Annotated in this window: 19 protein-coding genes and 2 tRNA genes; 10 read left to right on the top strand and 11 right to left on the bottom strand. The window is 38.1% G+C overall.

Annotation, left to right across the window (positions count from 1 at the left end):
- Nucleotides 1-119 precede the first annotated feature (119 nt).
- From NE848_RS17330 to NE848_RS05710, 4 genes are all read left to right on the top strand, one after another.
- A complete protein-coding gene (locus tag NE848_RS17330; protein ID WP_252111329.1) occupies nucleotides 120-3,386 on the top strand; it encodes a S41 family peptidase in 3,267 nt (1,088 codons plus the stop codon).
- A gap of 5 nt (nucleotides 3,387-3,391) precedes the next feature.
- Nucleotides 3,392-3,832, top strand: a complete 441-nt coding sequence (locus NE848_RS05700) for a nuclear transport factor 2 family protein (protein WP_252111331.1) — start codon at nucleotides 3,392-3,394, stop codon at nucleotides 3,830-3,832.
- Between the two features lie 105 nt (nucleotides 3,833-3,937).
- A complete protein-coding gene (locus NE848_RS05705; RefSeq protein WP_252111333.1) occupies nucleotides 3,938-4,258 on the top strand; it encodes a GIY-YIG nuclease family protein in 321 nt (106 codons plus the stop codon).
- A 51-nt stretch (nucleotides 4,259-4,309) separates the two neighbouring features.
- A complete protein-coding gene (locus NE848_RS05710) occupies nucleotides 4,310-5,041 on the top strand; it encodes a DUF6090 family protein (RefSeq protein ID WP_252111335.1) in 732 nt (243 codons plus the stop codon).
- Nucleotides 5,042-5,263: 222 nt separating this feature from the next.
- On the opposite strand, the gene NE848_RS05715 is transcribed toward NE848_RS05710, so the two are convergent.
- On the bottom strand, nucleotides 5,264-6,784 hold the full coding sequence (locus NE848_RS05715; protein WP_252111337.1) for a tetratricopeptide repeat protein: 1,521 nt from the start codon (nucleotides 6,782-6,784) through the stop codon (nucleotides 5,264-5,266).
- A gap of 674 nt (nucleotides 6,785-7,458) precedes the next feature.
- Here NE848_RS05715 and NE848_RS05720 point away from each other — a divergent pair.
- The 5 genes from NE848_RS05720 (at nucleotide 7,459) to NE848_RS05740 (ending at nucleotide 12,970) form a co-directional block, all read left to right on the top strand.
- Nucleotides 7,459-8,190, top strand: a complete 732-nt coding sequence (locus NE848_RS05720) for a hypothetical protein (protein ID WP_252111339.1) — start codon at nucleotides 7,459-7,461, stop codon at nucleotides 8,188-8,190.
- Nucleotides 8,191-8,331: 141 nt separating this feature from the next.
- Entirely contained in the window at nucleotides 8,332-9,378 is a 1,047-nt protein-coding gene (locus NE848_RS05725) for a proline iminopeptidase-family hydrolase (protein ID WP_252111341.1), read from the top strand.
- 99 nt (nucleotides 9,379-9,477) lie between these two features.
- Complete coding sequence (gene mutS / locus NE848_RS05730; RefSeq protein WP_252111344.1) at nucleotides 9,478-12,090, top strand: DNA mismatch repair protein MutS; 2,613 nt, start codon at nucleotides 9,478-9,480, stop codon at nucleotides 12,088-12,090.
- Between the two features lie 674 nt (nucleotides 12,091-12,764).
- Nucleotides 12,765-12,837 (top strand) — tRNA-Gly (locus tag NE848_RS05735).
- Nucleotides 12,838-12,884: 47 nt separating this feature from the next.
- Nucleotides 12,885-12,970, top strand: a tRNA-Leu gene (locus tag NE848_RS05740).
- Between the two features lie 95 nt (nucleotides 12,971-13,065).
- Here the strand turns inward: NE848_RS05740 and NE848_RS05745 are convergent.
- From NE848_RS05745 to NE848_RS05785, 9 genes are all read right to left on the bottom strand, one after another.
- Entirely contained in the window at nucleotides 13,066-13,275 is a 210-nt protein-coding gene (locus tag NE848_RS05745) for a hypothetical protein (protein ID WP_252111346.1), read from the bottom strand.
- A 73-nt stretch (nucleotides 13,276-13,348) separates the two neighbouring features.
- The gene (locus tag NE848_RS05750; RefSeq protein WP_252111349.1) at nucleotides 13,349-13,924 is read right to left on the bottom strand and encodes a hypothetical protein; all 576 of its coding nucleotides are present in this window, start codon (nucleotides 13,922-13,924) and stop codon (nucleotides 13,349-13,351) included.
- Between the two features lie 660 nt (nucleotides 13,925-14,584).
- Nucleotides 14,585-15,814 carry a hypothetical protein gene (locus tag NE848_RS05755; RefSeq protein ID WP_252111351.1) on the bottom strand — a complete coding sequence of 410 codons (1,230 nt, stop codon included), beginning with the start codon at nucleotides 15,812-15,814 and terminating at the stop codon, nucleotides 14,585-14,587.
- Nucleotides 15,815-15,909: 95 nt separating this feature from the next.
- Nucleotides 15,910-18,123, bottom strand: a complete 2,214-nt coding sequence (locus tag NE848_RS05760; protein WP_252111353.1) for a hypothetical protein — start codon at nucleotides 18,121-18,123, stop codon at nucleotides 15,910-15,912.
- A complete protein-coding gene (locus tag NE848_RS05765; protein ID WP_252111356.1) occupies nucleotides 18,116-18,529 on the bottom strand; it encodes a hypothetical protein in 414 nt (137 codons plus the stop codon). The genes NE848_RS05760 and NE848_RS05765 overlap by 8 nt, the downstream gene beginning before the upstream one ends.
- Nucleotides 18,530-18,540: 11 nt before the next feature.
- Complete coding sequence (locus tag NE848_RS05770) at nucleotides 18,541-18,816, bottom strand: helix-turn-helix domain-containing protein (protein WP_252111358.1); 276 nt, start codon at nucleotides 18,814-18,816, stop codon at nucleotides 18,541-18,543.
- Nucleotides 18,817-18,906: 90 nt separating this feature from the next.
- Nucleotides 18,907-19,725 (bottom strand): hypothetical protein, encoded by an 819-nt coding sequence (locus tag NE848_RS05775; RefSeq protein ID WP_252111360.1) that lies wholly within the window; start codon nucleotides 19,723-19,725, stop codon nucleotides 18,907-18,909.
- A 373-nt stretch (nucleotides 19,726-20,098) separates the two neighbouring features.
- Nucleotides 20,099-20,236, bottom strand: a complete 138-nt coding sequence (locus NE848_RS05780) for a hypothetical protein (protein ID WP_252111362.1) — start codon at nucleotides 20,234-20,236, stop codon at nucleotides 20,099-20,101.
- Nucleotides 20,226-21,542, bottom strand: coding sequence for a tyrosine-type recombinase/integrase (locus tag NE848_RS05785; protein WP_252111364.1), 1,317 nt, complete (start codon nucleotides 21,540-21,542; stop codon nucleotides 20,226-20,228). Before NE848_RS05785 ends, NE848_RS05780 begins: the two co-directional genes overlap by 11 nt.
- Nucleotides 21,543-22,404: 862 nt before the next feature.
- Between NE848_RS05785 and NE848_RS05790 the strand changes: the two genes are divergently transcribed.
- Nucleotides 22,405-22,782: a hypothetical protein gene (locus NE848_RS05790; RefSeq protein ID WP_252111366.1), complete on the top strand. Its 378-nt coding sequence runs from the start codon at nucleotides 22,405-22,407 to the stop codon at nucleotides 22,780-22,782.
- A 437-nt stretch (nucleotides 22,783-23,219) separates the two neighbouring features.
- Here NE848_RS05790 and NE848_RS05795 read toward each other — a convergent pair whose 3' ends face one another.
- Entirely contained in the window at nucleotides 23,220-24,197 is a 978-nt protein-coding gene (locus NE848_RS05795; protein WP_252111368.1) for a hypothetical protein, read from the bottom strand.
- Between the last annotated feature and the right edge of the window lie 187 nt (nucleotides 24,198-24,384).

Consider the following 24,384-nt stretch of genomic DNA (forward strand, 5'->3'; position numbering starts at 1 on the left):
ATCTGCTTCTTCCGGCTATGACCGGAAGAATGCATATGCTTCAGGCTGATAAATTTTTCGGGTATTATTTTAAAAAAACAGTAAATTAAACCTGGAATACCTAAACTAACATTTCTCCAATGAAACGACTTTCACTTCTCGCATTAGTAACTTTTATTTTCATTTTTACAACGAATGCTCAGAACCAGGGAATAAATACAGAAGACACCCGCTTGCTTTGGCAGCCTGCCATCAGCGATTCAAAAATAGCCTTTATTTATGCGGAAGACCTCTGGGTGGCTAACAGAGACGGTTCCAATCCTAAAAGACTCACCGTTGATGAAGGGATAGAACGCGACCCGGTTTTTTCACCTGATGGAAAAACCATCGCTTTTAGTGCCGAATATGACGGGAATACTGACGTTTTTGTGGTTCCCACCGAAGGCGGTATTCCAAAGCGACTCACCTGGCACCCATATCCCGATATTGTTCGGGATTTTACACCAGACGGTAAGAAGGTGCTTTTCCTATCTCAAAGAGACGTTTTTACCAATAGGTACGCAAAACTCTATAATGTGGATATAGAAAAGGGGAATGTGGAACCTTTAAAGATCCCGCATGCTAACTGGGCAGATTATAATTCTGATGGAAGCTTTATTGCCTACACTCCTTTAGGAGACAGATTTAACCAGTGGAAAAATTACAGGGGAGGAACGGCCACCAGGATCTGGATCTATGATCCTGAAACCTACGAGATTTCGGAAATTCCGAAACCTGAAGGAGGAAGTAATGACTCCAAACCCCAGTGGTTAAATGAAAAAGTCTATTTCAGAAGTGACCGTGATGGTGAATTCAATATCTATAGTTATGATCCGGCCTCCAAGCAAGTGACAAAACATACAAATTTTGAAGATTTCCCGGTAACTAATCTATCTGCCGGAAAAGACCAGATCATCTTTTCCCAGGCGGGATATCTGCATACGCTGGACCCTGCCACGGGTAATACCAGCCGCATTAAAATAGGCATCGCAACAGACCTTCTGGAATTAAGACCCCGCTTCGTAAAGGGTGACCAGTATGTAAGAAGTCATGGATTGTCTCCCACCGCCGCCAGGGTGGTAATGGATTACAGGGGTGATATTCTTACATTTCCTGCAGAAAAGGGTGATCCCATGAATATTACGGCCACGCCCGGAGTACATGAAAAATACCCTGCCTGGTCACCCGATGGCAAGACCATAGCTTATTTTTCGGATGAATCGGGAGAGTATGCCCTTCATTTATATGATCAGAATGAGAGTAAGCCGGTTAAGAAAGTTGAGCTTGATGGAGCTGGCTTTTATGCCTATCCGGAATGGGCTCCAGATAGTAAGAAAATCGCATTTGTAGATAACAGTCGAAGCCTTTATATCTATGACCTGGATAAGAATAACACCACAAAGGTGGCTTCAGATGTGCTATACACACCCGGTGTTTTCAGGGAAATGTTTGGTGACTGGTCCCATGACTCCAAATGGATCACTTATACCATTATTACCGACACTAATTTTGAACAGGCTTTTGTCTATTCTCTGGATGAGAATAAATCGTATCCTGTTTCAGATGGTTATTCCAACGTAATGGACCCGGAATTTGATCCCAGCGGTAAATATCTTTATATGCTTGCTTCTACCGATGCAGGGCCGGTGGTGAACTGGTTTGACCAGTCTAACCAGGATATGGAAATGAGCAGTTCTCTTTACCTGGTAACACTACAGAAGGATGTAGTTTCACCGTTCTTCAAAGAGAACGATGTAGAAGTTATTCAAAAAGAAGAAGAGGAAGAGAAAAAAAAGAAAAGAGCAGAGGAAGAAGATAAAGAACCGGATACTCCGCCATTAAAAATAGATTTTGAGGATCTTGAGTACAGGATAGTTGATATTCCGGTTTCTGCGGGAGTATATCGCGGGCTGGAAGCGCCTAAGGAAGGTCAGTTGTATTATCTGAAATTTTCACATCATGCGAACGGGCCCGGCGAACTCAGGAAATATGATCTTAAGGAAAAGAAGGACACCCTTATTATGCCGGCTTCCGGTTATGAAATATCAGCTAACGGTGAAAAGGTTCTATATGAAGTTCAGGGTAAGACAGGAATTGCCATTCTTGGACAAAAGCCCGATAAACCTGCACTGAACCTGGGAAGTGTTGAAATCAAGATAGATCCAAAAGCCGAATGGCAGAATATTTTCCATGAGGCCTGGAGAGTGAACAGGGATTATTTCTATGATCCCGGGATGCATGGAGCCGACTGGGACCGGATGAAAGAAAAGTATAGCCAGTTCTTACCACATGTGACTACTAGAAGTGATCTCTATGAAGTGATGGAATGGATGTTCAGCGAGCTGGGTGTAGGACATCATAGATTTTCCAGCAGGGGAGATGAGTTTGAAACTTCCGAAAATATTAAAGGAGGCCTACTGGGCGCCGATTTTGAAGTAGATAAGGGGCGCTACAAAATAAAAAAGATATACGGCGGGCTTAACTGGAATCCTGAAATGCGTTCACCGCTTACCGAACCCGGGGTGAATGTGAATGAAGGGGATTATATCCTGGCGGTAGACGGGAAAGAAGTTACTGCAAGCGACAATCTTTATATGTTCTTTGAGAATACAGCGAATAAGATCGTGACCATTACGGTGAGCTCAAGCCCCAATATGAATAATTCCAGAAAGGAAAAGGTAATTCCGGTAGAATCGGAAAGAGATCTTAGAAACCGTGACTGGATAGAAGGAAATATCAAAAAGGTTAATGAAGCTACTAACGGTCAGGTAGCCTATGTGTATGTTCCGAATACGGCTAATGCAGGTCATGAATATTTCAAGAGATACTTCTTTCCGCAGGCTGATAGAAAAGCGATAATAATTGATGAGCGTTTTAACGGCGGGGGACAGCTGGCTGATTACTATATAGATATGCTGAAGAAACCACAGCAGGCATACTGGAATTTCAGGTACGGGAAAGATTTGAAGTCTCCAAGTGCCTCCATACAGGGTCCAAAAGTGATGCTGATAGATGAGACCGCTGGCTCAGGTGGAGATTACCTGCCATGGATGTTCAGAAAGTTTAACCTGGGAACTATCATAGGAAAAAGAACCTGGGGCGGACTCGTAGGTGTGCTTGGATATCCTGAATTTATAGATGGCGGAATAGTAACCGCGCCTAATGTCGCATTCTATACCGAAGAAGGCTTCAGGGTGGAAAATGAAGGCGTACCACCAGACATTGAAGTGGAGCAGCTTCCAAAAGAAGTGATTAAAGGCAACGACCCACAATTGCAAAAAGCGATAGAAGTAGTTATGGAACAGCTTAAAGAAAATCCGCCTAAGGAGGTGGAAACACCACCTTATCCAATAAGAGGTAATAACTAGGAACTATGAAAAGAATAATTGTAATCCTGCTATTAGTAACAATGCCCCAGTTTTCTCACTCCCAGGATGAGAGTGCTAAGAAAGAACTGACTCAATTGCTAAATGATTTCCTGGAAGGTGCAGGAAAGAACGATGTGGAGATGCATGACCGTTTCTGGGCAGAGGATCTTATCTATACCAGTTCTTCCGGAGAAAGATTCGGGAAAAAGGAGCTGATGGATGGTTTAAGGAGTTCGGAAGAAGATTCCGGGCCTCCCATTAGCTGGTCTTCTGAAGATGTCCGGGTAAAGGTTTATGGAAATATGGCCGTAGTTGCTTTCCGGCTGGTTGGTACGCCAGAAGATGGCGGTGAAAAGAATACATATTTGAATTCGGGCACCTTTTTAAAACGTAACGAAGAATGGAAAGTGGTTAACTGGCAGGCAACCAGGGAAAAGGCTGAATAGCAGGAGTCAATCTTCACAGATTGACATGTTAGGTGCAGCCCTAGGACTTCTCCCACACGATATTTAGTCATTCCTGCGAAGGCAGGAATCCACAAAATATTCGATATGCCATATAAATATGTTCACCAATATTACCTGTATATACTTTCCAATAAGTATCATGGTACTCTGTACATCGGCATAACCAATGATTTGGAAAGGAGAATGTTCGAGCATAAGAATCAGGTTAATGAAGGTTTCACCAAAAGATATGGCCTTAAGCTATTGGTCTATTTCGAGACATTTCAATATGTAAATGATGCTATCAAAAGAGAGAAAAATATGAAAAAATGGAAACGTCAATGGAAAATAAACCTGATTGAGGAAGAAAACCCATACTGGAATGATTTAGCAAAGGAATGGACGAATGACTATTTGGAATTATAGAAACCCGAAAATGGATTCCTGCCTGCGCAGGAATGGCAAGATACATTAATCATGATCAAATTCTTTAGAAATATCCGTCACCGTCTGTTGCGTGAAAACAGAATCTCGAGATATCTAATATATGCTATTGGAGAGATCATCCTGGTGGTGATTGGGATACTGATTGCCTTGCAGATTAACGGCTGGAATGAGGCCAGGTTAAATGAGAAGAAAGAACGAGCATTTTTACTTGAAATTAAGGAAAATCTTAACGAAGACAGGCAAACTATTGAAAACATCCAGAGCAGGAATGCTATAAAGCTTAAGACAATAGATTCTGCATTTTATTATTTATCCATAGAAAATGGGAAGAATTTTTCAAATTTATTGCCCATAATTACTAATTATGATATGTTCACTCCTACTAGCGTAGCTTTTGACAACATGGTTTCTTCAGGCAATATTAATCTCTTGTCTTCAGATGAATTGCGTAAAACAATAAGTCACTATTATTCCAGCGAAGCTTTCAATGGTATTCAGGATCAAATAAAGATCACAACTCAGGACTTTCTTCGCGATGTAGCCCCAAAAATGGTAAATTTAGAAATGATGAAGTTTGTGACAAAACTCGATTTTGATGTAAGATCGGCTAAGGAAATTACGGTCTATAAAGACACTTATGTACTTTCACATTTGTTCGTAATGAAAAATAAAACTATTGAGCACAATAATGCTTTGAAAAAAAATGCAATAAATGCCCAAAAACTAATGAGTAATATAGAGGAGTATTTAGTTGAGAATTGAAAACCTACGTCCGTAGTAATCTCTATATTCTTATTGACTACTAATCGAAAACAATAATGATAAAGCTCTTTAGAAATATCCGCCGAAGATTGCTTCGTGAAAATAAATTCACCAGGTATATCTTTTATTCGATAGACAAAATTTAAGTTGGAATAAAAAAACATAAAAAATAAAGCCTTCAACTCTCGTTGAAGGCTTATTAATTAAAGTTTATTTCCGGTTTTAACTGGCCTTATTTTTATCTAATTTCTGGTTTACTTCATCTCGTATTAAAGCAAATTCAATAGAGTTAAATCTTTCTTCTGCGATTTCTTCATATAAGGCCATAGCCTCCTCAGTATTTCCAGCCTTCTCATGAATTTTGGCTTTCCAGTATTTATCGTGAATATAATCTTCATCGGTTTGGTCAATATGTTCCACTGCCTTTTCTGTATTACCCATATTATAATGGATAATCGCGAGGGCCCTGTGATAAGGATTTAATTTATCAGGATTATTAAGGGAATCTACAGCTTTTTTGATTGTTTCGGCCTTATTCATGGCCTCCTTGTAGTTTTTCTGGGTCACTAATAACATGGTATCCCAATAGTTCATAAACGCATTTTGATTGGCTGTTACAGTAGGACTATTGGCATCACTGGTTAATTTCTTTGAAATTGACTTCAAATTATTTACGATCTGCTCCAGGCGTTTAGCGTCTCCATCATGCATGGCTATATGAGCAGCGGTAATAGCAGCCTGAAATTTTCCAATATTTCTATTGCTTTCGGGAACATCTAATGTGTCTAAAGATTTTGTTCCCTCATCGAGAAATTTCAGTGCTTCGCCCGATTTACCTTCATAAACATATGTATTGGCTTCAGCACTGAGGTTTGTTCCAAATTCACTTACTTCCCTCGCATCTTTAAAATTCTGACGGGCTTCCTCGTAATTACCTAAAATTGAATTTGCGTGGCCAGATTTTGCTAAAGCTCCCTCGTCTTCGGGATCCAGTGACGCGGCTTTTTCATAGCTTGCGAGGGCCTTCTCCAGTTGATCCTGATCGCGATAATAATCGCCCATTAAAATGTGAGAACGCGGACTGTTGGGTGCCTTTTTTACGAGCATATCAAAATATTTTTTGGCCTGCCCCTTATCCTCCGGAGAATCGAATAAATAAGAAGTTCCTAAACTCGCCATAGCCGGTACATATTCGGGATTTAATTCGAGTGCTTTCTTCCAGTGTTCCCTGGCCTTTTCCTCCTCGTCGTTATTATCATAAAAAATAGCAAGGTTATCCATGGCCCTAGCAGATTTTGGATATTTTTCTACCATTTTTTTACTGATTTCTAATTCCCGGTCCAAATCACTCTTCATGCCGGCTTCGGTAATGTCTATCATCATAACTTCGGCGTCATTCGCCTTATCGCGCAGTGCCATGAACTTGTCACGATTGGTCGCCCAGTCTTTAGCCGAATTTGCGGTATAGCTTCTGTACATTTGAGCCGATACGAAATCGGGATCATGTTTCAATGCCTCGTCAAATTTGGCCCGAGCCTTCCTGGAACTTCCTTTGTCAAAATATTCCAGACCCTCCTTAAAAGCTTCCATGGCCTCTTCGGAATCGGTATTAACGGGTAATTCATTTCCCGCATAATCGGTTTCAACTTCTGTTTCTTTTCCCTTTTCAGAATCTTTACAGGAAGCTGCAAACAGCATAGCAACCAGCGTAAAGTAAATTGGCAATCTTTTGATCTTAAACATAGTTTTAATTATTTGGTTGGATAATAGTTATTTTAACTAAGTTAGTGATTTTCAGTATATAACGTATTTTTATTTAGAGCTTGATTAAGACCATTGGATTTGGTTTAGATATCTGAATAAGATAATACTGTTCTAATTTTATTAAATAATGATCCGGTTTTTCAGAGATATCTGCCGAAGATTGCTTCGTGAAAACAGAATTATGTGGTACTGCTTTATGCCATAGGTGAAATTAATGTCGTGATGAACCCTGACTTATCCTTTGACTCCTTCCACAAGATTATTTGTCATTCCTGGGAATGCAGTAATCCAAAAATTTGAAATGAGATATAAAAATGTTCACCAATATTACCATGGCTGCGCAGGAATGACGAGATAATAAGAATGATCAAATTCTTCTTATAAGCGAAGCTTAAAGTATTTGTGGAAAGGGCCGTGCTCTTTATAACAGATTTTCAGGTAGTTCATCCTGAATATTTCCATAAGACATACATTTTCAATAAATTAATCCTTTCTGAAACCTGTCCCATCAGAAGTTCCCAATCTCTTTTTGAATTATAAGCTCTGCCCGTTAGAGGGTTTGCTTAACTAATCTCCTTTGCTATTTCTCACCGGCCCCGGGTGACCGATTATGAAATATTAATGATCAAATATTAACTAAAAACCAACTAATTATGAAAAGACTGATCGTTTTATTACTGATAATGCCATTCCTGGGGTTCTCTCAGGAAGAGGATAGCCGTATCATGCATATGTGGGAACTAACCATTAAACCTAACCAGGGGCAGAAATTCCAGGAAGGAATGAAAAAATGGAAAGACTGTTACCTTGAAAACGAAGGGGTTGATTCCTGGAACGTATGGAATCGGGTTCAGGGCGTTGGAAACGTGGTAGCCGTAACCCTTTATATGGATAAGTGGGCTGAAATGGACGAAGATAATGATGAAGCCGGGCAGGCCTGTAGCTCCATATTCCAGACAGATGTTTTTCCCTATGTGGAAAGAATGGAACATCATATCGCAAGAACGATGCCCGAGTTTAGTCGTAGCCAGGGAGACAGACCCAACCTTGTTAATGTAGTTTACTTTAAGGTCAACAATTCTTCCGAGTTCGAATCTGTGGTAAAGGACGTAAGCTCTACTTTCATGGCATCCAGTGAGAACGCCGGTGGTTTCTGGTATGATTTAGTTGGGGGCGGGCCTGACTCTCCACATTATATGGTCGCAGCGCCTTTAAATAAATTTGCAGATTTAGATGAGAATCGGGATGGACCATGGCAGGCCTATGAGAAAAAGCATGGGAAGGCTAAAATGGAATCTACGCGTAATAAATTCCGTGAATCTGTAGATGAAATATGGTCTTATATGTACAGGCTGAATACAGAGCTAAGTCGTGATGCGGAGTAAACCCGTTTCAGAAATAATATTAAAAATGGTGTCTTTTTGGATGCCATTTTTTATTTTCAGACAGTTTATATATAAGATTTGGAGTGTTTGTGTTAGGTTTATTTTGCTTAAATTCAGTAGGTTAAATTAAAAAGCGTTCCGATGAAAAATTTCTCAAAAAGTCTCTTCCTTCTGGTGTCATTTATTTTTTTCAGTTCAGTTTATTCACAGGAAATTGATCTGAAATCATATTTATCCTATGATGATCCACAGCTTAAACTCACAGGTGGAGTGAAAATGGTTCCCGTGGAGACCCCAATAGGAATTTTCAATGTCTTTACACAGCAGGTTGGCAATAATCCGAAAGTACGGGTATTGCTTCTTCATGGAGGTCCGGGGGCGACACATGAGTTATATGAGCCTTTTATGAGCTATTTTCCAAAGGAGGGAATCGAATTTATATATTATGATCAGCTGGGATCCTATTACAGTGATCAGCCCGATGATAAAAGCCTTTGGACGATAGAGCGTTTTGTAGATGAGGTGGAACAGGTGAGGAAGGCTCTGGGTTTAAATAAAGACAATTTTTATCTGTTTGGTCAGTCATGGGGTGGCGTGCTGGCTATGGAATATGCGCTGAAATATCAGGATAATCTCAAAGGCCTTATCATTTCTAATATGGTAGCGAGTGCTCCTGAATATAACAAGTATGCGAAAGAGGTTTTGGGTCCGCAGCTGGATCCCGAAGTGCTGGCCGAGATCCAGGAACTTGAAAAGAATAAGGATTTTGAAAATCCGAGGTATATGGAATTGCTAATCCCGAATCACTATACCAAACATATTCTAAGGATGCCTGTTGAAAAATGGCCAAATTCGATCGATCGTACTTTTGAACATCTTAACCCCGAGATATATGTCTACATGCAGGGGCCCAGTGAATTTGGGATTACACCGGAAGCCACTCTCGCCAACTGGGATATTTCAGATAAACTGAAAACCATCAAAGTTCCTAGCCTGGTGATAGGAGCAAAATACGATACTATGGATCCTGAATATATGGAGTGGATGTCCCGGGAAGTTAAGAATGGCAGGTTTTTACTATGTCCGGAGGGAAGTCATCTTTCGCAATATGATGATCCCGAACATTTTTTTCCCGGCCTCATAGGCTTTATAAAGGATGTGAATAACGGAGATTTTCAAAAGAATTAGGTGGTGTTTTTCTTTGATGAATGGTGGATAAATGCCAGCTTTTAAATTTTCTTTAAAAAGCTGGAATCCCTACATTAGCGGCTAATAATTTTCAAAAAGTTGGCAGCGAAAAAATCCCCGAAGGTTACCCCGTTAATGAAGCAGTATAACAGCATCAAGCTGAAGTATCCTGATGCCTTATTGCTATTCAGAGTAGGAGACTTTTATGAGACCTTTGGTGAAGACGCTGTTAAGGCTGCTCGCATCCTGAATATCGTTCTTACCAACCGGAATAACGGAAGCGAGCGTACCGAGCTCGCCGGATTTCCTCATCATTCCCTGAACACTTATTTGCCAAAACTGGTAAAGGCAGGAGAGAGGGTCGCGATCTGTGATCAGCTGGAAGATCCTAAGATGACGAAGACCATCGTAAAACGTGGTGTGACCGAGTTGGTGACACCCGGCGTGGCGATGAACGATGATATCCTGCACAGCAAATCCAACAATTTTCTTTGTGCCGTTCACTTCGGAAAGAAGAACCTTGGGGTTTCCTTTCTGGATGTTTCCACGGGAGAATTTCTTTGCGCCCAGGGGAACCGGGAATATATAGACAAGCTACTTCAGAATTTTGGGCCAAGTGAGATACTTGTTCAGAAGAAATATAAAAAGGATTTTTCTGAAAAGTTCGGGAAAGAACTTCACTGTTTTTACCTGGACGACTGGGTCTTTAAAAGCGATTATGCCGAAGAGACACTTAATGGACATTTTCAAACGAAATCCTTAAAAGGTTTCGGGATAGATCACCTGGAAGACGGGATCATCGCTTCAGGCGCGGTGCTTTACTATCTCGCGGAAACTCGACATCACAGGCTTCAGCATATCACTTCCATCAACCGTATAGCCGAAGAGGAATATGTGTGGATGGACAGGTTTACCATCCGCAACCTTGAACTTTATCATTCAACGGCTGCCAATGCGGTGACCCTGCTTGATGTAATAGATAAGACCATCTCACCCATGGGAGGCCGTTTGTTAAAACGATGGCTGGCCCTGCCGCTTAAGAATGCCGAACTTATAGAAAAAAGGCTTGAGGTGGTGGATTACCTGATAAAACACCCCGAAACTCATAGTGATATCCAGGACCAGATAAGGGAGATCAGTGACCTGGAGAGGCTTATTTCAAAGGTTGCTACTCAGAGAATAAGTCCGCGTGAAGTGAACCAGCTTAAGAATTCACTGAATGCTATTATTCCGGTAAAGGAACTGGCCACAAAATGTGAGAACGAAGCATTAAAGGTGATTGGCGATAAACTGCATTCCTGCGACCTGCTGCGTAAGAAAATCGAGGAGAGCATCAGTGAAGATGCGCCGGTGAATGTTCAGAAGGGCAATGTGATCGCGAAGGGCTTTTCAAAGGAGCTGGACGATCTCAGGGATATTGCTTTTTCAGGCAAGGATTATCTTGATGAGATGATAAAGCGTGAGACAGAAGCGACTGGGATCACCTCGCTTAAGATCGGAAACAACAATGTGTATGGTTATTATATCGAGGTAAGGAATACGCATAAAGATAAGGTGCCCGAGGGCTGGACGCGTAAGCAAACGCTGGTGAATGCTGAAAGGTATATCACCGAAGAACTCAAGGAATACGAATCCAAGATCCTGGGAGCCGAAGAGAAGATACTTCAGCTGGAACAGGAGCTCTTCGGAAAGCTCATCGCATGGATGGGAGATTATATAGATCCTGTTCAGCAGAATGCCAGACTGATTGCCAGGCTTGATTGTCTATGTTCGTTCGCGCAACAGGCACAGGCCGAAAATTACTGCCGACCTCAAATTACTGATACTCATGCCCTGGATATTGAGGAGGGAAGACACCCGGTCATAGAAAAGCAACTTCCTCCGGGCGAGGTCTATGTGACCAATAATCTTCACCTGGACAGGGAAGAACAGCAGATCATCATGATCACCGGGCCTAATATGAGTGGTAAGTCGGCCATTTTAAGACAAACTGCCCTTATTGTGCTTATGGCCCAGATGGGAAGTTTTGTTCCGGCAAACTCGGCCGAGATAGGTCTTGTCGACAAAATCTTTACCAGGGTTGGGGCCAGCGATAATATCTCTATGGGCGAATCTACTTTCATGGTAGAGATGAACGAAACGGCCAGTATTCTGAATAATATTTCAGATCGCAGCCTGGTGCTGCTTGATGAGATCGGGCGGGGTACCAGTACTTATGACGGTATCTCCATCGCCTGGGCCATCAGCGAATACCTGCATGAGCATCCGGCGCGACCCAAGACCCTTTTCGCTACCCATTACCACGAATTGAACGAGATGTGTGATACTTTTGATCGCATCAAAAATTTCAATGTTTCGGTAAAGGAATTAAAGGATAATGTCCTGTTCCTTCGAAAGCTGGTGCCCGGTGGCAGCGAGCACAGTTTCGGGATACATGTGGCCAAGATGGCGGGAATGCCGCAAATGGTATTGCACCGCGCCAATAAGATACTTCAGAAACTGGAGGCCTCTCACTCCATGGAAGATTCGGGAGAGATCCTTAAAAAATCAGCCGAAGACGAGATGCAGCTTAGTTTCTTCAATCTTGACGATCCGCTGCTGGAAGATCTTAAGCAGGAACTTATCGGGATAGATATTGATACCCTAACTCCCGTGGAAGCTTTGATGAAGCTTAACGAGATCAAACGCATGCTGGGGAACGGCAAGCAGTAGTTAGTTAGCAGTACGCAGTCGCAGTTGACAGTTTTTCTAAGCTCTTAGTATTAAGAGCAAACCCAACGCTTTAAACATTTTCTCGTAGAGTCACTGCGAACGAAGTGAAGCAGTCTGTTGTTAGTGGGTAGTCTGTAGTTAGTAGTTTTTAGTTTATGGCAGTCTTTGGGACAGAATAGGATATATACTTCTAGCTAGAAGCCTTTACCAATCAAAAAACGTACATTGTTTATGATTCTACTGATAATACGAACCGGCCTCTCGAAATTTGAACGCAGAATTTGAAGCGAAGGCTTCGTGAAAATTTCAGGCTGTTTGAGCCGGAAAGGCGAGTTCCTGAAATTTAGAAGACAAGCGAAAAATTCAGGGCAAATTTCGGAAGCCTTGATTTTTTTGGTTCGTTTTTTCATCAAGGAAAAAATGAACATATGCAGATATTCTATTGAGCATGGAAGCCTGAAGCAATAAGCGTAAAGCTTTCAGCTTACAGCTTAATACTTATAGCTATTATCTTCATTCCAAGACAGAAAGCTTCAGGCTTATCGCTTATCGCTTAAAGCTAATGGGCGGAAGCCATTTTTTCTCCAAAAAATTCTTTGCTATTATGAGATTTGTATTAAATTTGCCTCCGCAATAATCGCTATGAGAGCATAGCGGAAGTTCTTAAAAAAAACGCGAAAATAGCTCAGTTGGTAGAGCGCCACCTTGCCAAGGTGGAGGTCGCGGGTTCGAATCCCGTTTTTCGCTCTTGAAATATTAAAAATGAACCCCGGTTTGTCGGGGTTTTGTTTTTCGCTCGGATGGTGGAATTGGTAGACACGTTGGACTTAAAATCCAATGACCAGCAACGGTCGTGCGGGTTCAAGTCCCGCTCCGAGTACTTTTGAAACCTGTCTTTGCTAGTGTTTATAAGCAAAGACAGGTTTTTTTATTTATAAATTCCAAACATCTTCCAAACTTTTCTTTAAATTACCATTATTCGAGATTTTTTAAACCCCTTTTTTTCATTTCTTTCTCCAGATGGGGAATTAATTCCGTGAAGCCTCTTTCTCGAGATTTTCGTAAAATGTTTTTTAGCATGTTATCTGGCCAACATTCAATTATTGTTGTCTGAAGTTTATCTGGATTTTCTTTATAATAATCCCAGTTAACAATATTACTATTACATTTAACCCAGTCAATCATATAGAAATTTTATAATATTTTGAGTACTGCTAAAAATATTTAGGAAGGAATAATTCTTTAAAGTCATTTTACCTTACCAGTCCGAGTCTTTTTTATAATTGGAAACATACTCTTTAAGAGAGGTGGCAAAACTGTTTAATTTCTCTTTTGCCTTATCATATAGCATAGTTTGCATATCAACAAACTCCTGTATATCAGAATCTATTTCACCTTTTTCATCCTTTTTATTATAGGTTTTCTCCATTCCCTTGTTTATATACATTTGCTTCATTTCCTCTTTAGCCTTCCCTTTGTCAAAATTCATTTCAGGGGCTAATGGAAATTTACCGTTCCATGATATCGGATCCATAAGAATTCTATATCGGCCTGGTTTAAATTCCGTATTCAAAACAACTTCTAATTTATTTGGTCCAATAACATTTATATTGCCTTTAGAAAGTATTTTATCATCTTCATTTATTTTAATGGTATAATTCGAATTTCCTGAATTAGTGGCTAAAAATTGCTCAATGGCATCATGTACTTCAGAGATTGATTTTTTGGTTTCTACAACCTCTTCGTAATATACGGATCCGTTTTCATTAACTTTTAATTGAGCATTTATAATACCCGTCATTAGTATAATTAACAGAAATGCAATTTTTCTCATAAAATTGATAATTAGTTGGTTAGAGAATTAATTTATGAATAATTAAAATTAGAATCACTCTAAATTGTAAAATAGGGGAAAAATCCCCTCCTGAATGTTAGGTTTTGTTAGGTCCATTAAATCACTTTTTCGCACGCGTTATGAACTCTAAAAATTCTTTACTATTAGCGGTCTCTCGCACGTGCGTAATGACTTTAGAAAAATCTTGGTCGTGTGCGCGTTGTGACCTGTAAAAAATCTTCAATTTTCACCCTCACGTTATGGACTCAAAAAAACTTCCTTTTTTATCGGGTTGGAAAACACTTCATCCCTCGCGCGCGTGCGCGTATTGCTTGGATTTTACTCTTAGGCTGTTCTTAGGGTCTTTGGGGACTGAAAACAATACTATTTATCCTTGACGCAATCTTGACGTTTATAGGCATAATTAAATATATTCCTTGCGCGCGTAATGACTATCAAAAAACCTTACTCGATTCTTTTTATTATGGTAGTAAACTCTTTTCTTAATGTCAGGTTTTGTCAGGTTCAAGTACTTAGTTTGATTTTAGGTTTTCTCAGGTTTATTTGACCGTTAAAAAATCTTTCTGCATGTCCGTTAACTAACGGTAGAACCCTTACCGTAATCTTACCGTGAAAGGTTTTTGAGCCCTTAGTGCAATCTTAGTGTCTTTTAATAGTTACAATGTCCAGTAAATTCGTTTGATGGGTAGGATATAGATTGGACTGTTTTATTCTTTGGTTGTTTGCCTTATTTCTGATATTATGGGCAATCTCTTTAATTTGTTTTTTGTGATCTGCTTCACTCCAAAGGGTTGAAAGGAATTTCCTTTTTACTTCTTTAAAAATCTTTTTATCGGTTTTGTAATAATATTTTAGACCAGTATGACTGAGCAAAATACTTTCTTCTTTCTGCATAGATATATTTAATCCGGTTACCTGGCAAAACCTTCTATTTGGATCGTTATTCTCTGAGGTGCTAACTACCGTTTTTAACCGTATATATAAAGGGTTAATTTCGGTAGTTTCGGTATTTAGAAATTCTGCTTTTGACTTTATTAATTTTGCTATTTGGAATTTGATATTTTCCGGGTGTGCCTTTATAATATTGTTGAGGTTCTTGCGGTGGTACTTAAAATTCTCATAATTTAAGTTTTCCCAATAATTAGGGTTGCTGTATGTCTGTTCGTATTGAGTGCCAGGCAAGGCTTTAAAATCATAAAAAATAACCTTGTGCCATTGCTTTATAAGTTCCGGGGTAAAGTTGTATAAACTATACTTAAGAAGATCAGCAATAGTCATAATTCCTTTACTTTTAAGATAGGGCATTTTGGTATATTTTATTTCAATTCTCAAAACCTCATCTTCAATATTGAAACCTCTGTTTTTGTAGTGCTGCTTTTTGTCGTATATCTTCAATATATACTGTTGGTATTTCGCCTGTATGTAATTACCTTCATCATGTGTAAAGATCCACTTTAAACGGTCTGTTTTGTGTATAAGGCAATGTTTTAAAATGGTTTTAGTCTTTTCAGGTGGTTTTATATTAACTCCTATTTCTAACTGTTTTAAAATGCAGTTTTCAGGCTTTATTAAAAATTTCTTTTGAAGATCGGAAATGACTTCTTTAACCTCAACTATTCCGAAGTCGTTAAAATTGTGTGCGCCCTTATTCCAATACTTATGTAAACTTCCTTCAACGGTTATTCTCCTAATTGGATTTGCTGAGGTTGGTTCAAATATTTTAAACTCGAGACCTCTATAATAGGCATTTATAAAAGTACCTAATTCCCCTGTTTTGGTATTGACTTTACTGTGAAAATCTAAATAACGGCTTCCTTCCAGTGTGTCAGGATTTACATTATTTAATTCATATTTAATAAAATCAATCAAGAGAAATTCTTATATTTGACAATAGGGTAAGCGTTGCCACGTTGCCTTACATTTGAACAATATTAGAGGGGTTATGCACCCCTCTTTTTGTTGGCCTAAATGCCGTAAGCCTTAAGCAATCTAAAGGTCATTTTGTCTTTTGATTTTACCGAGAATATATAAGCATACTCACTTCGGTTGTCTTCGTTGGTGAATTCCCAAAGGCCGTAATAGTTGTTAATTCTACGCCCGTCAATCAGGGTAGTATCGAGTAATTTGTTCCAAAGTTCCTTGTCGAAATGTTTTTCCGCATCGATCCATTCCGGCTCAAATAAAGGCTTGTTTAGATCGGCTATCGGTACATCGGCATTTTCTTTTACATAGCCTTCGCCGGCCTTCTTTGTTTTTAACTCGCTGTTTCCTTTGGCGTTCAGGAATTGAATGTTTTTGTCCTGTAACTTAACAATCCCGTTGTTAAACCACCACGAATGCCGTTGTCTGTTTCGCGCCGGGGTTAGGTTGTAATTAAAGCCGGTATCAGGGGCATAGGTTCCGGTGGGTTGTTCTTCAAAATCGTCTTGCCATTTTCTTACTTCAAAGAGTTTGTTTCTTCTTTGGCGTTGGGTGTCTTTGACATCGATTAGGAAATTATCTCTATCGTAAGGTGTATCTTCATCGGGGTAATCTGCATATTGCATTCTTCTGGCATCTTCCAAGCCGTATGCGTCCGTTCTTGCCGTTCCCAGTGCCTCATATTCATTATCTGTAATGGTTAGAGGGGTTCGGCTTGTCATTTGGGTGTTATACTCGTCAAGTCCTAAAGGCTTTTCGTATTCGCCTCCTTTGAGATAACCAAATTTTAATGACTGGTAGCAAAATTCAGAGGCCGTTTGCCTTTTTATATTGCTGAGTTTTCCTAGATGACCTACAATGGTGCGTTGAAAGAAAAAGCGTAAATCTTCAAAGAGTATTTTTTGTTTGTTCCCTTCAATACCGATACCATAACCCACGGGTAAAACGGCGTGAATTGCTTTATAAGCATCTTTAAAAGACAACTCTAAAGGCCATTCTAACAAATTGTCGTTGTCGTCTTTCTTTTTAAGGTTACGAACCCAGCCGCCGGGGGTAAAGATTAAATTATGCAGGCTATCGGTTAGGAGTGTAGTATCCCGTCCGTCTAACAAATAACTCTCAAAACTATTAACGTTTCCGGTGTAGATTTCTGAAAGCCGGTTAAAAGCATCCCATGCAGTCATGCAAGGGGATTTAGTGCTCCCAAAAAACGAATCTTCCCTAAACTCCTGGTTAAACGTATAGTTATCGAAAAATACTTCTATATATCCATCCCCGGCTACACCGCCTCCATACGCTCCGTCTATCCAAAAGAAAAGGCCGTAACTCTCGTCTTTTTTAATATCGAGTTCTACCGTTCCGTTATAGGAAAAGGTTTCCTGATCGTGGTCGCGCGGATCTCCTACATTGATTAAAATTTGCTCGTCCTGATAAACAAGGGTATTATCTACATCTGTTTTTAAGTAGCGTCTTAGTGTTACTTTGAATTGTGCAACACTAACTAAATGCTGAGAAATACCATTGATGCGAAAAGAAAGGTTAATCGGTACTTTTACTTTTCCATGATCTCTATCCGCTATCAAATAGAACATCTGGTTTATACTTATATCACTCCTTCTTTGAGCAAACGTAACATTTTGCGGTTGCGATATATTCTCAGGATCGGCATTTGATACTAATACGCAAGGGGCTGGTCTAAATCCTTCACGGTTTGCCCCTGAAGAATTCCATTCCCCGGAATGCAGACTAAAATCGGTTGTTTCCTGATTTTCCCAACGGGATAACAAAAAGATTTCACGCCCTTCAAAAAGAACATCATCTCTTTTTAAAGTAGTTATCGGATTCCCTTCAATATCCGTTGTCCTGTTTAATTCGAATTTCTCCCGTAATTGTGAGGTTAATATTTCACGTAAACCGCCTTCAACAAATTTTAAGGTTAATTTACCGTTCTCGATTTCCCGTGTGGAAAAGTCCAAGAATCCTTCTGAATGTAACTCCCAGTCGTCCGTTGTCGGGTGCTGTTCTTTGCGAATCATTCGGCACTTGGCATGAACGCCATATAAAGCATAGAGGTTTTCTAAATACTGTTTGGCTTCTCCTATGAATTCAAGGTTGTTTTCTACTTTCAGGAAAATGCCAAAAGTGGCTTCACTTCGCTTTAAATCGAGTTCGCTGTTTTTATATCCCGGAGGATCTTTGTATAGGGTTTTTGGCCCTAAAACAGAATATAGTGTTATTTCGGTGCGATTATTAAACATGTCCCAGTTCTTTAAATCGTATATCCCTGTCAATCTGCGTAACAATATCTGCGTGATTTAGGGTGAAATAATTCTGAAAATAGTAGATAGACACTTGGCCACTTTGGTTCGGAATATGAACTATGATGAGGTGTTTTTTATATTGACTATCCCCATGAAATAAATTAGGTCTATCGGTATCAAATAGGCCTGTAATGGGTCTACTCCATTTTTTACCTTTTCGGATTTTTAACCAATACTTAGGGAATGATTTAGCAAATTGTCTGTCTTTCTGAAGGTTTATCCTATCCGATAGAACGGATTTTCCGTTCTTAACGGTTTTCAGTTCGAAATGTCTTACACTTCTATATTTTCCTTTATTGATCTCGGTGTAAGTATGGATAATTGGGGCGGGTATATCGTGCATTGCTAAAAGATTTAAAGTTGAACAATTGCACGTTCTACCTCAGAACGTTTATAATAAACACGGTTTCCGATCCCGTGCCGTTGAAGTTTTCCGGCCTTACTCCAATTATGCACTGTGGAAATATCCACTTTAAGCATTTTGGCGACCTCAGCGCGACTTAGATACTCTTCGGGCTCTCGCGGTTGGTATTCTTTCTTAAGTTCGTCTAATTGGCTCTTTACGCCTTTTAGGATTGATTCCTGAAGTTGTTCAGGAGTTGTGTTGTGAAGTTGAGTTACATTGTTCATTGCCGAAACTTTTTTTGTTTCAACAAATTTCAATGCATTTCATTTCCGATAAATGGCAGTTTATTCCGAAAAATCGGAAAACTGTTGAGGTTATATTTTGAAGATGTTATTAAAATTATTTTCCCTATGAACGGCACCGCATTTATCAAGAGAATAAAAATTTCCTTTTTCTACAAATACATCAAATGTTTTCTCACTTATATAATTGTTATCCTTCAGAAATTTCATGAAGTCCATATGTCGTAAATGCTGAATTAATTTTTCCTTTTTTAACCGTTGGAAAAGATAACTGTGATCTAAGTAAGGATCTATAATATGCTGTTGGTATTCCTGAAACTGTTGAAAAGAGGTTTCATTAACAAAAGGGAAAAAGGCCTTTTCAGTTTGTCCGATAGGATCTTTGTAACCTAATTCCCGCCTTTGATCTTTGAAGTAATTGAACAAAATGTAATTGATGAGGTGCCAAATAAATTCCCCTTTCAGTTCAACAAATTTTCGCACATATTCCTCAGCATTATAAATCGGTTCTAAAGTGAAATAGGAGGGGTTAAAATCATCGGATGCTAAATCTTCAGTAAATAAAGATATTTCCTCTTCTGCTTTTCCTGAAGGAACTTCATAAGACAGATTAATAACCGTTTCCCTATCTATTATTAATTTTCCTTTTTCGGCATTTAAATGATAGTCAAAAGGCTGCGCTGTAAATAATTCCGAAGGAAAATCCTTCCTTAGCACCTCTAATTGAGTTGTGAGAAAATCATATTTTTCCTTTTTGGAAATTAAAAGATTCATTTCCTGTTCTGCCTTTTGGATCCGCTCAAGGGTGTTGAGTTTTACTAAATATTCAATCTCATTTAGTAAATCTGTAATGTGATAAGATTTACCGGCGTAATATGCTTTTGGTTGCATTGACTAAGGTATTTACTGCGTTGCCGTTACTAATCTAAAGAAAATTTAGAAAGTATTTTGATTGTTGTCAAGTTTGCTGAATTCCTTTTGAAACTGATCTAATAATCTTAAATTTTCTTCTTTGGAATAATTTTCTATATTTTGCTTATAGATTTGGTATTTATCCCACAATTTCATTATATCCGAGGATTAGTGCTTCATCCATTTGAACAATATTTTAATACCTAAGCCCCGGGTCTATTAGGGAAGATAGTTTTTTAAAGTATTGTTTTTTAAAATATTCTAAATATTCGTCCCGTTGTTGATCTGAAAACTGATCCTTATTTTCTAAATAAGTTAAATAATCTTTGTTAACGCTCATTATTAGATGTTTTTATATTTCCCTATTCCTAATTTCAGTTTTGAAATATTCTAAAATTTCTTTTTTCTCTTCTATGGAATACTCATCCCGGTATTTTACATAGGTTAAAAATTCATCGTGAATCTTATGAATGTTTGATTTAGTTCTCATTTGAGGCGTTTTTAATTAGTTTCAGTTCCGGCTTTTTGGTTTTATGTATCTCCTCATAGAACTTCATAAATAAATTGGCGTTTTCATCCTTGTCCTCTCTTCGGTTAATATATTCTAGAAATAGACTTTCTTTAGAGTGCCCGGTAATATTTATTAGAATTGGAGTAGGTATTTTTTTATAATAATTAGTAGCAAAGGATCTTCTAAAACAGTGTGAAGTAATTAAATCGCATTTGCGGTATTTCTTTAATTTTTTACGTCCGCTTTCCTTGTCATATTTTTTACCTTCTATCTTTTCAGTGATTTCAGCCTTTTCACAGACTTTTTTAATATGCTTATTGAGTTTTTGAGAACTTACAGGATAGGGAAAGCCATTTTCAATTATTTCTATTACGTGCGGTGCTATTACGCCTATAGTAACATTTTTACCTGTTTTCTTTTGCTCAATATCTATGTAATAACTCCCTTTGGAATATCGTATATCTTCTTTAGTCAACCTCAGCAAATCGCTGGCTCTTTGACCAATTTCGCATCCAATTAATAACCACTTTCGGGCATTTATTAAGGCTTCATTTTCTAAATCTGCCTTTCTGATTTTTTCTAACTCTTCAAAGGAAAGAGTAACTATATAGCGGTCTTGATTTCGTTCTCTAAAACTTTCTATTTTATTTACATACGGGTTGCAATCAATGTCCATCGATTTTGCATCTAAGGCAACGGTTTTGAGATTGTCTACAATTTTACCCGCGTAGTTCGTTGCGTAATTCCGGGTATTGAGTAACCAATTAGTGAACTTATTTACGAAAGGTTTATTAATGTCCAGAAAGTGAATCTTCTTTTTAATTACCTTCTCGTAATCCTGGATCACTTTAAGAAAAGATTTATAACCTAAAACTCTTCTTTCCGATAATCCTATTTTGTCACTTCCTTTTATCTTTCGGGTATTGGCATTATCAATAATAAATTGGATATGATTTGTGAGCAAAGTGTTATCGGTCTTTTTAACCCTTTTAAAGCATTCATTTATTTTTTGTCGTAACCAATAAGCATCTATTAGAACCCCTTTAGAATTAGCATCGTTCACCTCATCATAAATAAACTTTTCTAATTTATTCAGATCACTAAATGTCTTTCGGTTCTCTTCTGAATTTTGTTTGGGTTTGTTTGTGGTTTTGCTCCAATCTTTTGAATTAACAGTGAAGCCCGAAGCAACCTCAACGAAATTGCCGCGCCCTGTAGATAGATAAATATAAATTGAAGTGTTTTGCTTGGATTTGCCTCGTATCCTGTATTTAACCGTTGCCATAATATGAAGTTGAACATTTGAACATTACTAAATTAATCTTTTAATATTTAGTTTCCAAACGTCTTCCAAACATAATTACGATTTTATTCTATTTTATTCTATTTATTTAAATGAAAATAAACCTTGTTTAATAAACTGTCATAATTGAGTTTAACTAATATTTTATCAATTTTATTAGGCTGTGGTGAATTCGTTAATTTTAGGGTTTCTTCTCCCGCTCCGAGTACCAAAGACCCTCTTAATCTGTTGATTTTGAGGGTTTTTTTGTTTTTAAGGTTTAATATTGTACGCTAGATTGTACGCAGCTATATTTTAGAGGCCCACTTTCTTCTGAGTGGATGAAAAAATAGATAATATTGATTCAAGATCAGTCTCCTTTGTAAGAATTCGTTTCCTAAGGATAGGAATGGTAATTTCTTAGCAGAAATTCCAATAGAATTTTAAACAGGATTTACCTTAATTTAGAGTCAAACGTAATTTTCTATTCTGTTGTTCCCGATCTTAGGACAATTAAGTTAAAAAAGATTGAATATCCCTTCCGTTATTGACTTCTCCTAAATCGCAGTATCTAAATCACGCAAAAAAATAATTCATTATATAAGTTAAACGATTGCTTTAAAAACATATATTTAAATAAAATATTGTGCTTATTATTGCTTAATTAGTAAATGGATGAACTTTGTGAAAATATTTGATTTTTGTTGCCATGCTATAGAGTCATCAAAATCTCCTTGAACTGACTGTTTTCAGGGTAGAATCATAACCATTAGTTAAAAAATGGAGGCTTGTAACCATTTAAAAAACGGGGAGTAACCGAAAAGCCAAAAGAGTAGGACAATCTTAATTTAAATAACCAATAATTATGGCAGAAGAAAACGAAATGGCTCCAGAGGTAGTTGATGAGAATTTGTCACTTGAAGAAATTTCTGAACGGAAAAGATGGCAAAAAGTAATTGAACTTCGTGAAGGCAAGTATGTGCAGACTGGGGAAGTAAGAAAATGCAGAAAAATATATTTCAATATTGAATATGGGAAGATTCGATTTGAGATTACAGGTCAAAAAAACCTTACTGGTTCTAAAGAGGCCCCATTCAGTGGTGGACCTTATGGCGCAGGGGGAGGAGCATACGATTGGGGAAACATAACAAACCTTAAAATTATTGCTGAAACTCCTGCAAAATTCTATGTGCATGTGGAATGGACCGTGTACGGGCCCTTTGATGTTACATTCGGTGGTTAACTGTAGGGATATTAAAATGGGTTAACAATTGTAACTGAGTTAAAAGCCAATTTGCTTAGGTTTAAACTACCCTTAACCCATCACTTTTTGAACAGTACAATTTGACTTTTTGGACGGGGTCTTATTCAACCCCGTCCTTTAACTTTTTCTCTTTGATTAACAATAGGTATTGTGTTCGGTTTAAATGTAATTCTGCGGTTGAGAAGAGTGAGTTCTATAAGATTGGCGATTTGTTTTGCTTCCAAATAAGTTAATTCTTAAGATGAATTGCACCACATGAATCTGTACAGAAAAATTGGTTTACAAAAAGTTGAAAAGTATATACCGTAAATTTTGCTTGCCCACCCCCTCCCCCTAAAAAAGGTTTCATTTTCTTTTTACGGCATAGACCCTAAAACACCCCGGGTACCCTTATGTCTCGAATAGACCGAATAATTTTAAACTCCTATTACAATTTCTCTTGGTGTTCTTATTCTTTCGGGGATATCAAATTCAATTTTATAGATAGGGACTTGTTTGATTGGAAGGTTATTTTCATTAGCGTTAACTGTACATATAGATGTACTTGGTTCTGAAATTTCTATTTTACATTGAATCACTTGAGAAGCAAAGTATTGTTGAGCTTCATCTTGACCTCCAAAACTACCGCAATCATAATCCCGGTTACCAGGAGGCATTGATTGAAGATCATATTTGTATAATTCTTGAAAGGTGTTCTTATCCATTGCAACATTATTATTGATATGAGTGCTTCTTAAAACGGCAACCTCTGCTAAAGCCTCTTCTAACCATTTTTTAGTTTTGGAAGTCCCATCATAAACTTTCTTGCGATACTTTTTATAATTCACGGTTTGAGTTAATATTTCATGTTTTGTTGAGAACCTTTCCACTTGATGATGAAATAAAAGGTGGCGGAAAATTGCGTAGCTATAGGCGTATTTAATATCTTCTAGATTTACTTTTAGTTTTTTTCCGATTTCATTATGCAATTGCTGAGATCTTCCTAATATAAATTGAGGGAAAAGGTAGATGCCCCAGGGATAACGTTTGTTCTCAAAATGAGAATGCATTGGGAGATATGAACCAAATGCTTTTCTTCCTAAATCTTCAATTAGTTTATCGATAAGATTGGGGTCAGCTATATTATCATTGTTGAAGTCAGAAAATAAATGCTTATATAAATCTTGAAATTTTTCAGCTTTAACATTTAAACTTGTAGCAGAGGGTTTTGAATATTCGGTCAAGTCTGCTTCAATATATTTCTCTTCCGAGTTTGCTCTTAGGTAGTCATTAATAGAATGAAATAATTCATCGGAATGTAATTTGTTAAAAGTGTCTATTTCTGGTTTTATTAAAGCCTTAGGAAGGTGTTTTTTAAGAAATTGATATTCATCCAAAAATGTATTGGTGCTCATTCAAAATTGCGTTTAAGGTTGATTTACTCAAATTTCTAAAAAAAGATGAACATTCGATATCTATTTTTATGGCAAACCGTGTGAATTATTAACAAGTGTTGCCAGAAAAACATAAAATTTTCTAAATTGTTGCTCTATTAACCTACCCTACCAGGTTTATTATCTACTAACCTTATCTAACCTACAA

Source organism: Gramella jeungdoensis (assembly GCF_023805255.1).
GTDB lineage: Bacteria > Bacteroidota > Bacteroidia > Flavobacteriales > Flavobacteriaceae > Christiangramia > Christiangramia jeungdoensis.